Genomic DNA, 10,902 nt, shown 5'->3' on the forward strand with positions numbered 1-10,902 from the left:
TCCGGCTCGCTCGCGGGTGCGGTGGAGCCGGCGCCGCCTCGCCCGACCAGCGTGCGGTGCCCGCAGTTGGTCGGCTGCGGCAGACCGTCGCGGTGACTGCTGGCCACGTCATCGACGGCGTCGATGATGTTGCGGTAGCCCGTGCACCTGCAGATCACGCCCGACAACTCCTCAGGAAGGTCCTTGCGGTCGACGTTCGGCTCGTGGCTGAGCAGGTCGTAGGAGCTCATAAGGAAACCTGGCGTGCAGAAGCCGCACTGCAGGCCGTGGTGCCGGCCGAAGGACTCCTGCAGCGGGTGCAGGTCGTCGGGTCGGCCGAGTCCTTCAACCGTCGTGAGGTCCGAGCCGTCGATCTGGACGGCGAACAGCAGGCAGGCTCGAGCGGCGTCGCCGTCCACGAGAATCGTGCACATGCCGCAGACGCCGTGCTCGCATCCGAGGTGCGTGCCGGTGAGGCCGAGCTTCTCGCGCAAGGCGTCGGCCAAGGTCATCCGAGCCGGCACCCGCAGCGACACGGGGGTGCCGTTGACACTGAACGCGACCGGGATCTCGCCCTCGGCCGGGGTGTGCTCGACTGTACGCAGCGTGCTCATGCGGGCCCCTCCGCGGTGCTGGAAGCGGTCGCCCGGACGTAGGCACGCGCGATCTCACGGCTGGCCAGCGCGGCGATGAGCTGGCGGCGATAGGCGGTGCTGCCGTGCGCGTCGCCGCCGGTGTCGACGACGTCTTCAGCGAGGGCTGCGGCACCGTCGACGAGCGCGGCGCGGAGGGCAGCCTCCGGCGTCCGTGAGCCATCAGCAGCGACGGCCTCGCGCACCAGAGTGGAGACGTCGCGCACGATCGGTCTGTCGGAGATGCCAAAGGCAGTCAAGCGGGCGGTCGGGCGGGCGGGGTCGCCGGCGCCGACTCGGACCGCGACGCCCGCGAGGGCGAAGTCGCCGTGCCGGCGGCCGATCTCGGCGAAGCCGAAGCCCTCGTGTGGCTTCGCATGCGGGAAATGCACCGAGGTGACTAGCTCCTCGGGCTGGGTCGCCGTCGTCATGGCGGCGGTGAAGAAGTCCGAGGCAGCCACGGTCCGTTCGCCGTCGCGGTTGCGGATGGTGAGGGTGGCGTCAAGGCAGGCGGCGACGGCGGGCAGTTCTGCGGCGGGGTCGGCGTGGGCCAGGCTGCCACACACTGTGCCGCGGCTACGCAGCTCGCGGTGTCCGACCCAGGGCAGCGCGAGCCGCAGCAGGGGGACGGCGGCCCCTTTCGCGTCGCGCTGGATTGTGCGCTGTCGGACGCAGGCGCCGACGCGGAGCGTGTCACCGTCGGTGTCAAGGACGTAAAGCTCGTCGATGGCGTTGATGTCGACCAGGGTGGTGGGCCGGGCGAGTCGCATGGCCAGGACGGGCACCAGTGACTGGCCACCGGCGATGACCTTGGCGCCGTCGCGGCCCAGCTCGGTCAACGCGTCGTCGACCGTGCCGGGGCGCACGTAGGCGAAGGGAGCTGCCTTCATGGATCTGCTACCTCAACGTCCGGTGAACTTGGGAGCACGCTTCTCGCCGAACGCGGCAACGCCCTCGGCGAAGTCGGAGCTGGCGCGCAGCATCGAGTACGCCTTGCGCTCGAGCTCGATGCCCGAGTAGAGGGGCGCGTCGATGCCCTTGTCGAGAACCTCCTTGGCTGTGCGCATCGCCAGCGGGGAGTAGCCGAGCATCTTGTCAACTAGCGCCAGCGTCTCCTGCTCCAGTGCCTCCCCGTCGGGGGCAAGCACCGAGACCATGCCCCAGTCGAGGGCCTGGTCGCCGGTGATCCGCTCGCCGGTGAGCACGTGGTACTTCGCCCGGGAAAGGCCGATCAGACGGGCGAGGCGCTGGGTGCCGCCGCTGCCGGGGATCATCCCCAGCTTCATCTCCGGCAGGGCGAAGCGGCTGCGCGGCGTGGCGAGCCGGATGTCAGTAGCGAGCACGAGCTCGAGGCCTACCCCGAAGCAGTAGCCGTCGATGGCCGCGATGACCGGCTTGGGACTGCGGGCCGCAGCTGTGACGTTATGGCCGAGGTCGGTCAGGTCGATCGGATCGACCTCCATGAAGCCGGCGATGTCGCCGCCGGAGGAGAAGTGCTCGCCCTCCGCGCGGATGACGACGAGCTTGACGTCGGGGTCCCGGTCGATCTCGGCGAACCGGTCGGCCATCACCTGGCGGGTCTCCCACGTGATGATGTTGTACCGCCCGTGATTGAGCGTGAGGTTTGCGACGCGGCCGTCGTGGCTGCGCTCCAGGCGGATCTCGCCTCCGGTCAGTGGCATTGGGTCAGTTCCTTTCGGTGGGGTTGCTCGCGGCGAGCAGCTTGTGGAGAACATTGGGATGGAGAGGCAGCGAGGTGATGCGTACTCCGTGCGGCGACAGTGCGTCGGCGACGGCGTTGGCGATGGCGACCGGGAAGCTCATTGAGCTGCCCTCACCACATCCCTTGGCACCGAGCGTGGTCAGCGGAGAAGGCGTCTCGAGGTGGTTGCTGGTCAAGGGGAACGACGACTCTGCCGATGTGGGGCACAGGTAGTCCATGAACGTGGTCGCTGTGGGCTGGCCCGAGTCGGAATACGCGATCTCCTCGTACAGGGCGCCTCCGAGGGACTGCACCATCGCCCCGTGGATCTGGCCGTCCATCAAGGTCTGGTTGAGGATCGTGCCCGCGTCGTGGACGGTCGAGATCGTCTCGAAACTGATCTGCAGCGTCTCAGGGTCAATTCGGCAAGCGACCACGTCGGCTACGAAGCCGTAGCAGAGGCTGGAGTTGACCTGGTCTGTCTTCGACGGTGCCTTCGATTGGGGAGGCGTGAAGGCCGCCTCCTCGTAGGTACGCGCGTCGACGCCGTCGGGCAGCGAGCCCGGGTCCCAGTGGAGCAGGCCGGCCGCGTGCCGGAAGGCCACGGCGCGCTCGGGTTCGCCGGCAACACGGACCTGCCCGTCGGCCAGCTCCAACTCGTCGGGGTCAGCCTGCAGCAGCACCGAGGCGGCGGTGCGGACGGTGGCGGCGATCCGGTCGGCGGCCTCGATCAGCGCGCTGGTGAGCAGAGGGGCGAACCGGGAGGAGTAGCTGCCGGAGCTGATCGTCCACGGCGTCGATGTCGTGTCCATCTCGACCCGGGGCCGGACCTGCTCCAGCGGTAGGCCCAGTCGCTGAGCGACCAGCTGGCGTGCGACCGTGGCGTGGCTCTGCCCCTGAGGGACGGTGCCGAGCAGGACGGTGACGACGCCCTGCGGGTCGATGCTCACGCGTACGTGCTCGGTCGACCCCGACTTGCCGCGCCCGCGGTTGTGGACGGGGGTGGCCAAGCCGACGTAGCCGATGTTGGTGGCCGACGGGTCGACGATCGTTGCGAGGCCGATCCCGAACAGCTCGCCGCGCTCACGTGCTATGCGCTGCTCTTCACGCAACGTGTCGTAGCCGGCGGCGTCGAGCGCCAACTCGAAAGCCTTCTCGTAGTCCCCGGAGTCGTAGATGCCCCCACTGGGGGTGGCGTAGGGAAACGAGTCGCTGCGGATCAGGTTGCGTCGACGTACGTCGGCAGGGTCGAGGCCCCGCTCGGCGGCGATGTCATCTACTAGCCGCTCGAGACCGAAGTAGAGCTGCTGACCGCCGAAGCCGCGATTGAGGCCGGTGGGCGCCTTGTTGGTCACGACCGCCCGGGCGCGGATCTGCACGTGCTCGATCTGGTAGGCACCGGTGATGTTGCCGAAGCAGCGGTACAGCGTGCTGGGCTCGGGCGGACGGAGATATGCGCCGACGTTGTCGATCAGGTCGACCTTGAGCGCGGAGATCACGCCGTCGTCGCTGACGGCTGCCTCGAAGGTCATCTCGCGGTCTGAGCCCGACGAGCTCGCGAGCATGTGCTCGAGCCGGTCCTCGGTCCATCGCACCGGGGTGCCGGCGTACTTGCTGGCCAGCGCCATCAGCGCCACGTACGGGTAGACGGCAGCCTTGATGCCGAAGCTGCCGCCGATGTCGGCGGGCACGATCAAGCGCACCCGCGAGGTGGGGAGGCCCAGCGCGCCGGCCAGCACCTGCACCATTGAGAAGGGGCCGTGGAAGTTGGCCCACGTGGTCACCTCGGGACCGTCGTCGGTGTGCCGCCAGTCCGCGATGACGCTGTAGCACTCCATTGGTGTGGAGGAGTAGCGCGGGAAGGAGTATTGGCCGGTGATCGTGTGCGGGGCGGCGGCGAAAGCACCGTCGACCTCGCCGAACGTGAACGTCCGGTCGGTGGCGACGTTGTTGTCCGCGGTGTCGTGGACGCGGGGAGCCTCGGGCTCGAGAGCGGCGTAGGTCCCGACCACCGCGTCAAACGGTTCATAGTCGATGTCGACCAGGTCGGCGGCGTCCTCGGCGGTGTAACGGTCACTGGCCACGACCACCGCGACGGGCTCGCCAACGAAGCGCACCTTGTCGGTCCCGGTGGGGTAGTAGGGCATCGGCGTCTTCACGGAGAGTGGGAACGGGTTGAGGGTCGCCAGCACCTCCTCGGGGCCGATGACCGCGGCCACGCCGGGGTGTCGGCGCGCTCTTTCGAGGTCCACCCCGCGGATGCGGGCATGCGGGTGAGGGCTGCGCACGATCGCGGCGACAAGCGTGCCGGGAAGCGGGTCCATGTCGTCGAGGAAGCGGCCCTGCCCGGTCAGCAGGGCGGCGTCCTCGATGCGTGCCAAGCCGGTCACGGTGTCATCGCCTCGGTGTCGGCGAGGACCTCGTAGTCGCCCTCGATGAGTCGCCGGCGCAGGATCTTGCCGACTGCGGACGTGGGGATCTCGTCTACGACGACGACCCGCTTCGGCCGTTTGAGCGAGGGCAGCCCGGACTCGGCTCGGACCCACGTCTGGATGTCATCGAGCGCGCGCCGGGGCTCGGTGCCGGGCCGCGCCACCACGAAAGCGGTGACGGCGGAGCCCCACTTGTCGTGCGGCGTGCCGGCCACGATGACCTGGTCCAGGTGCGGACATCGCGCGAGGGCGTTCTCGATCTCCTCGGGGTAGAGGTTCTCGCCGCCGGAGTTGATCATGTCGTCGACGCGGCCGGAGATCCACAGGTCGCCGTCCTCGTCCGCGGTGGCCAGGTCGCCGGGGAAGTACCAGCCGTCGCGGATCGACTTGGCGTCGGCGTCAGGGCGGTTCCAGTAGCCGGCGAAGGCTTCGGGGCTCTCCATGCTGGCCGCGATCTGTCCCTGTTCGCCCGGTCCTACAATCTGGTCGGGCGACGCCTGCGGGTCCGGGTCGACGAGCCGGATCCGGGTGAAGACTCCGGCCCGCCCGGCGCAGCCGGGCTTGCGGGCCCCGTCGGGGCCAATCGTGAACGTGTAGATCTCAGTGCTGCCAAAGTGGTTGACGAACTGATCCGGCTGTACGGCGGCGACCAACTGTTCGGCGAGCGTGGGCGTCATCGGTGCGCCCGCGTAGGCAAGGCGTCGCACAGACCGCGCCTGGTCGAGCTGGCCGGTCTGTAGCAGCGACCAGAAGATGGTCGGGACCAAGTACAGCGTGTCGACCTGGTGGTCGAGGATCAGTTGCATCGATTCGTCGGCGTCGAACTTCGCCTGTGGTACCCAGGTGCCGGCACCTACGATGCTGGCCAGCAGGCTACGGATGCCCATCGTGTGGAACAGCGGCATCGCGCCGAGACTGACCGCGCCGGTGGGTGCACCAGTCTGGATCAGGTGGGCGACGGCAGCGCTGTGCTCGGCGCGGTGACTGCGCGGGACGCCTTTGGGGGTACCGGTGGTGCCGGAGGTGTAGAGCATGAGCCCGATGTCGGCCTCCCTTGGGGCAGCCGGCAGCCGACCCATGGCGTCGCCTCCTCCGACGAGATCGTCGACATGGACGACGGGCGGGGCCCCGGGGACTGTGGCCACGGCGTCAGAGACGGCGGTCGCCGTGGTGTTGTCTACGACAACCAACACGGGTGAGCAGTCGGCGATGCAGTACGCGAGCTCCCCCGAGCCGAACCGGGTCGACAGCGGAACGGAAGTCACGGCCGCCTTCTGCGCGGCCAGGTGCAACGACGCGAGCGGCTCGCCGCCCTGCAGCATCAACACGACGCGCGAACCCGGGATGGCACCACGGGCGATAAGTGCCCGGGCCAGATCATCGGTGCGGGAGTCCCACTCGGCGTACGTGAGCGGGGCAGAACCACCCACAGCTGGCCGGTGCGGATAACGCTCCGCGGTCCACCTCATCGCAGTGGCAATGTCCATTCGAACCTCCAGAAGCATGCGAGACAGACCGTACGGAACGGACTATTGACTGCGACGCTACGGTACGCTTCGGACCATGTCAATGGCCGCCAAGCTGACACCGACGTCGTACGTGGTGCTCGGAATGGTCGCTATGCGCGGCGCGACGACCTCCTACGACCTCAAGCGCGCGATTGGTCACTCCGTTGGCTACTTCTGGCCGTTTCCGCATGCGCAGCTGTACTCCGAGCCCAAACGGCTCGTCGAACTGGGGCTGCTGAGCGTCTCGTCGGAACAGGACGGTCGGCGCCGGCAGACCTACACCGTCACCGACGTAGGCATGAAAGAGCTCAGGAGTTGGCTGGCCGAGCCGACCAAGGAACAGATGCAGGTGCGCGACATCGCCGAGATGAAGCTTTTCTTCGGTGAGTTCGCCGAGCCGGACGACCTGCTCGCTCTTGCGCGTGCGCAGATCGGGCAGCACCGCGAGCGGATCGCGACCTACGAGGATATCCGGCAGCGCTTCGCTGACCGCGAGGACATCGCCGCCCGGATGGTGCCGCTGCGGCTCGGCCTTGAGATGGAGCTTGCGGCCCTGCGGTTCTGGGAGGAATACGAACGTGAGCAGACGCAAACTCGGTCCTGCCACTGACGTGCAGTTCCACCGTCGACGCCTCAGCGCGCAGGCCGTCTTCCTATGCCGCGATTCGCCTGCACCACGTGCGACCCTTCGCCACCTGTGACTTCTCAAGAACTCACTGCCGCTACACAAGGCAGCGCGGCTTCGGAACAGGCGCACCGGACATCGTCTTGTCCTGCTGCTCGCCAAACGACCACTGCTTGCTCGGCGCTGTACCGAGCAGCGTCCCAGTTTCCAACCGCTATCGGACGAGGTCCTCGGTGGTTGGCTTCTGGGGTGCGTCGCTCGCCAGCGTCCCGCGTGGGTGTCGGTTGCGGGACGCCAGCGAGATGCTGTCAGCGTCTTGTGGAGGCGTCGACGAGTTCTGCCTTCGCCGCCAGGCGTTGGCGCTGGATGGCGCGATAGACGGTGGAGCGGCCGACACCGAATAGTTCGGCGACCTCAAGGGTGCTGTATTCGCCGCTGTGGACCAGGGAAACCAGGTGTGCCTCTTGCTTCCGGCTGAGTTTGGGCTGCTTGCCCTTCAGCCGACCTTTGGCCTTGGCGACCTTCATGCCCTCGACGGTGCGGAGCCGGATCAGGTCGGACTCGAACTCCGCAACCATGGCCAGGACGTTGAAGAGCAGCCGTCCGACGGCATCGGTGGGGTCGTAGACCGACCCGCCCAGGCTCAGGCTGATCTGTCGAGAGGTGAGTTCGTCCGCGATCGCTCGGGCGTCTGGAAGCGACCGGGCAAGGCGGTCAAGCTTGGTCACCACAAGGGTGTCACCGGCACGGCAGGCCGCGAGTGCCTCGCGGAGCCCGGGCCGTTCTCGGTTGGTGCCCGTCAGGCCGTGGTCGACATAGATGCGCTCGGCCTCAACACCGAGGCCGAGCAGAGCGTCGCGTTGGGCAGTGAGGTCTTGTGCATCGGTGGAGCATCGGGCGTACCCGACAAGTAGTGCGCTCATGGCGCACCTCCCAAAGGTTTGGCCCGGCCACGCCACGGGATGTGGTCGGCTCGGGCATCAGGCTGAACCCGATACCACCAGCGACTGCCTTTCTTTCCCGATCCGCAAGTACCGTCACTTACCGCCGCTTCCCCCGATCCGTTTTTCGTAATACGATTTTGGCCATGGTCAGCGAAGAGCAGATCCAACAATGGGCGGACGAGGCCGAAGCTGGCTACGGCGTCGACGAGATGAAGCGCCGCGGACGCGGTCGGCCCGGGCGTGGCTCCGAGCCGATGCAGGTCGTTGCAGTACGCCTCACAGCGGACGAGCTCGCTGCGGTCGACGCAATTGCCGAGCGAGAGCACATCACGAGATCCGAAGCGATCCGCAGGGCGCTGGCCGGCTCTGCGGCGTGAGGATCCACGACAGCGCACTCAGACACGGGGTACTCCCAGAGGACGCAGTTCAGGCAGCCGACTGGCCGCTCTGGGTCGAACCGATTGATGACGAGGACTGGCCGCACCGCGAACTACGACTCGGCTTCGACACTCAAGCCCGCCTGCTCGAGACCGTCGTCCTCCTCTTCGAGAGCGGCGACGAGATGGTCATCCACGCCATGCCGGCCCGCAAGCAGTACTGGGATCTCCTGCCCTGAACCGGACGACTCACGCCTCGTAAGCGGGCTGGATACGCGGAACGTGACCAGTACGGGATCGCCGAACGGGACGTCCTGACATGCTGATGTGTGGAACCGACGTCGCACGTACCTGTCGGATAAGTCAGTGGAGCAGACGCAAGTACTTCGGGCGGCACTTCATTGCATGGATGACTTCTTCGGTGCCGTCGTCCCAGACCAGCACGACAACCTCGAGGATCCGTGCATGGGTGTCGAATCCGATGCGCAATTGGCGCTGCGGCATCTCGTCGTCCAACGGTCCTGAGACCAACGGCAAACTCGCGACGGAGACGATGTCTTTGTCGTCAATCCCATGTTTGCGTGCCGACGGGCGAATGATCACGCGACGTGCGACCACGCTTCAAGCGCAGCTCGTATCGCTTCAGAGCGATTCAGACCCTCGCGTTCCGCCCGCGCCATCACGGCTGCAAGTTCTTCGGCAGTGAGTCGAACGGGAACTACCTGTGCGGCTGCGGTCCCCCTCGGCGCCCGGCCCCAACGAGCCCGCAACTCATCGACGTCGTAGCCCACCTCGGCTTCGTCGACCCATTCGTCCACCTGAGCTTCGTCGATCTCCTGACCTTGGACCGTGCGCTTCATGGACTCATCGTAATACGAAGAGAGCAGAGCGCCAAGGTCAACGACATCCAGATCTGCCGAAGAGAGGGCGCTGCGCACGTGAGTCCGCGCTGCCTGAACGTTCAGGTATCGCCCGAACAGGATCAGTCCGAGCCCGAGGATCGTGGTGGCTGGCAGGTCGGCCCGTTGCGGAGCCTTGAGGGGGCGTCAGCGATGTACTCGCCGACATGGCCGAGCAGGGTGAGACGATCCCCGTGCCGTTCTCTGAGCGGACCTAATCCGGCACTTCAACGTCCGCATCGGCGAAGGCCTCCATCGAGACCTCGTCGCACACGCGGCTGAGGACGGCCTGAGCCCCAACCAGTACGTCCTGAAGAAGCTCGCCTCCGCTTGAAAGTTGCAAGCCACGTCATTTCGAGACTGACGACAGCTCCGACTCCAAGACGCGCGGATCTGCCGCATTGAGTGCGTTCCGGTGGCGGATCGGTCACTGGCACGCTCCGCGAGCCGATGGGCTTGTGGCCACGTTCCGTCCGGATCGTCGGGCGCACCGGAGTCGCGCCAAGTTTGGGGAACCCGGTGGGTGCCGCCGCCGCGTGCCGTCCCGGATGCGCGGCGATGACAGAGGCATGGTGCTCGCGCCATCGAGGACCCTGCCGGTTCGGCCCGCATCTCGCGTGGCGTCGCGACCCGGAACCCACGTAATGATGAGCCCAGATTCGACCGGTATCAGGGGTGAGTCGCCCCGCATTGCCTGCTGCCTCGGAATGGCGCCGCCCGGGTGCGTGTTTCACCCCCCGTCGGGCAATCCCCGGCGGACGACGACGAAGGAGAGACACATGAGCAACATCCTGTTTGTGGTAACCGGATCGGACCACTGGACGCTCAAGGACGGCACGAAGCACCCCACGGGCTACTGGGCCGAGGAGCTCGTCGTCCCATTCCGCACCTTCACCGGTGAGGGACACGAGGTCAGCATCGCGACCCCAGGTGGGGTGCAGCCGGTAGTCGACGCAGGCAGCCTCGCCGCCGAGATGAACGGGGGGCAGGAGCGCGCCGACGAGCTCGAGGCCGAGATCGGACGCATCGCTCAGCTCGCGCAGCCGCTCCGGCTCGAGGACGTGGACCCCGACGCCTACGACGCGGTCTTCTACCCCGGCGGCCACGGGCCCATGGAGGACCTCAGCTCTGATGAGACGTCCGCGCGCGTGCTGACCAGCACGCTGGCGTCGGGCAAGCCGCTGGGCATCGTCTGTCACGCGCCCGCCGCACTGTTGGCCACCGAAGACTCCGAGGGCGGGTCCCCCTTCGCCGGCTACCGCCTGACCGGGTTCACCAACACCGAGGAGTCCCAGGCCGGCCTGGCCGATGGCGCACCCTGGCTTCTTCAGGACCGCCTGATCGCGCTCGGCGCCGACTTCCAGGAGGGCGAGGCCTGGGCCCCGCACGTGGTGACCGACCGCAACCTCTACACCGGCCAGAACCCGGCGTCGTCCGGGCCGCTGGCCGAGCAGATCCTGACGGCCCTCCGCTGAGCGGGACCTGCAGCGAGCGAATGGCAGGCCGCCACCCCACCCGGGGCGGCAGCCGGTCATCGCTGCACGCCAACGCCCCCGAGGTCTCGCGCGTCGGTTTCGACCCGCAAGGCCGACTCATCCGAGGATGTTGGTGCTCCCTGCTCCCTGGAGCCTGGGCAGTTCCGAAGACTCGGGCTGCACTGGGCTCCACCTTCATGGGCGCCGGAGCGCGGCAGCAGCGCTTCTGCGGCGCACTGGGGACGCCGCCCTCATGACGTCCCGATCGGCCCCTGGGCATGGGGAGCGTGCCGGTAGCCGATGGGCTCGCGGAGCGACCCGATGCGGGA

General features: G+C 67.6%; 13 protein-coding genes. 5 read left to right on the forward strand and 8 right to left on the reverse strand.

From position 1 onward, the window contains the following. From CF8_RS22775 to CF8_RS20355, 5 genes are all read right to left on the reverse strand, one after another. Positions 1–593: (2Fe-2S)-binding protein (locus tag CF8_RS22775; protein WP_036491682.1), on the reverse strand; the 593-nt coding region annotated here is incomplete at its 3' end. Next, positions 590–1,501, reverse strand: a complete 912-nt coding sequence (locus CF8_RS20340; RefSeq protein WP_010834959.1) for an FAD binding domain-containing protein — start codon at positions 1,499–1,501, stop codon at positions 590–592. The genes CF8_RS22775 and CF8_RS20340, both read right to left, overlap by 4 nt. Before the next feature lie 12 nt (positions 1,502–1,513). Then, positions 1,514–2,293 carry an enoyl-CoA hydratase/isomerase family protein gene (locus CF8_RS20345; RefSeq protein WP_010834960.1) on the reverse strand — a complete coding sequence of 260 codons (780 nt, stop codon included), beginning with the start codon at positions 2,291–2,293 and terminating at the stop codon, positions 1,514–1,516. A gap of 4 nt (positions 2,294–2,297) precedes the next feature. Further along, entirely contained in the window at positions 2,298–4,703 is a 2,406-nt protein-coding gene (locus CF8_RS20350) for a xanthine dehydrogenase family protein molybdopterin-binding subunit (RefSeq protein WP_010834961.1), read from the reverse strand. Beyond that, the gene (locus CF8_RS20355) at positions 4,700–6,250 is read right to left on the reverse strand and encodes a class I adenylate-forming enzyme family protein (protein ID WP_332248898.1); all 1,551 of its coding nucleotides are present in this window, start codon (positions 6,248–6,250) and stop codon (positions 4,700–4,702) included. Before CF8_RS20355 ends, CF8_RS20350 begins: the two co-directional genes overlap by 4 nt. A gap of 64 nt (positions 6,251–6,314) precedes the next feature. Here CF8_RS20355 and CF8_RS20360 point away from each other — a divergent pair, with 64 nt between their 5' ends. Further along, entirely contained in the window at positions 6,315–6,863 is a 549-nt protein-coding gene (locus CF8_RS20360; protein ID WP_010834963.1) for a PadR family transcriptional regulator, read from the forward strand. 323 nt (positions 6,864–7,186) lie between these two features. Here CF8_RS20360 and CF8_RS20365 read toward each other — a convergent pair whose 3' ends face one another. Next, positions 7,187–7,801: a recombinase family protein gene (locus CF8_RS20365; RefSeq protein ID WP_010834964.1), complete on the reverse strand. Its 615-nt coding sequence runs from the start codon at positions 7,799–7,801 to the stop codon at positions 7,187–7,189. 164 nt (positions 7,802–7,965) lie between these two features. On the opposite strand from CF8_RS20365, the gene CF8_RS20370 reads away from it, so the two are divergent. Next, positions 7,966–8,199: a ribbon-helix-helix protein, CopG family gene (locus tag CF8_RS20370; protein WP_010834965.1), complete on the forward strand. Its 234-nt coding sequence runs from the start codon at positions 7,966–7,968 to the stop codon at positions 8,197–8,199. After that, the gene (locus CF8_RS20375) at positions 8,196–8,438 is read left to right on the forward strand and encodes a hypothetical protein (protein WP_010834966.1); all 243 of its coding nucleotides are present in this window, start codon (positions 8,196–8,198) and stop codon (positions 8,436–8,438) included. Before CF8_RS20370 ends, CF8_RS20375 begins: the two co-directional genes overlap by 4 nt. 124 nt (positions 8,439–8,562) lie before the next feature. Here CF8_RS20375 and CF8_RS23395 read toward each other — a convergent pair whose 3' ends face one another. Together CF8_RS23395 and CF8_RS21750 are read right to left on the reverse strand one after the other, a co-directional pair. Continuing rightward, a complete protein-coding gene (locus tag CF8_RS23395; RefSeq protein ID WP_036491688.1) occupies positions 8,563–8,817 on the reverse strand; it encodes a hypothetical protein in 255 nt (84 codons plus the stop codon). After that, positions 8,799–9,059, reverse strand: coding sequence for a ribbon-helix-helix protein, CopG family (locus CF8_RS21750; RefSeq protein ID WP_084623191.1), 261 nt, complete (start codon positions 9,057–9,059; stop codon positions 8,799–8,801). The genes CF8_RS23395 and CF8_RS21750 overlap by 19 nt, the downstream gene beginning before the upstream one ends. Positions 9,060–9,336: 277 nt before the next feature. Here CF8_RS21750 and CF8_RS23740 point away from each other — a divergent pair, with 277 nt between their 5' ends. Both CF8_RS23740 and CF8_RS20385 read left to right on the forward strand, forming a co-directional pair. Next, positions 9,337–9,432, forward strand: coding sequence for a toxin-antitoxin system HicB family antitoxin (locus CF8_RS23740; protein ID WP_442937104.1), 96 nt, complete (start codon positions 9,337–9,339; stop codon positions 9,430–9,432). A gap of 445 nt (positions 9,433–9,877) precedes the next feature. Next, entirely contained in the window at positions 9,878–10,573 is a 696-nt protein-coding gene (locus tag CF8_RS20385; protein ID WP_010834967.1) for a type 1 glutamine amidotransferase domain-containing protein, read from the forward strand. The last annotated feature ends 329 nt before the right edge of the window (positions 10,574–10,902 follow it).

This window comes from Nocardioides sp. CF8 (genome assembly GCF_000389985.1).
Taxonomy (GTDB): Bacteria; Actinomycetota; Actinomycetes; order Propionibacteriales; family Nocardioidaceae; genus Nocardioides; species Nocardioides allogilvus.

What these genes read in the sequence shown, in the direction of transcription:
- CF8_RS20385 (WP_010834967.1), top strand. Translation starts at nt 9,878, where the DNA reads ATGAGCAACATCCTGTTTGTGGTAACCGGATCGGACCACTGGACGCTC.
- CF8_RS20370 (WP_010834965.1), top strand. Translation starts at nt 7,966, where the DNA reads ATGGTCAGCGAAGAGCAGATCCAACAATGGGCGGACGAGGCCGAAGCT.
- CF8_RS20360 (WP_010834963.1), top strand. Translation starts at nt 6,315, where the DNA reads ATGGCCGCCAAGCTGACACCGACGTCGTACGTGGTGCTCGGAATGGTC.
- CF8_RS20345 (WP_010834960.1), bottom strand. Translation starts at nt 2,293, where the DNA reads ATGCCACTGACCGGAGGCGAGATCCGCCTGGAGCGCAGCCACGACGGC.
- CF8_RS20365 (WP_010834964.1), bottom strand. Translation starts at nt 7,801, where the DNA reads ATGAGCGCACTACTTGTCGGGTACGCCCGATGCTCCACCGATGCACAA.
- CF8_RS20340 (WP_010834959.1), bottom strand. Translation starts at nt 1,501, where the DNA reads ATGAAGGCAGCTCCCTTCGCCTACGTGCGCCCCGGCACGGTCGACGAC.
- CF8_RS20355 (WP_332248898.1), bottom strand. Translation starts at nt 6,250, where the DNA reads ATGCTTCTGGAGGTTCGAATGGACATTGCCACTGCGATGAGGTGGACC.
- CF8_RS21750 (WP_084623191.1), bottom strand. Translation starts at nt 9,059, where the DNA reads ATGAAGCGCACGGTCCAAGGTCAGGAGATCGACGAAGCTCAGGTGGAC.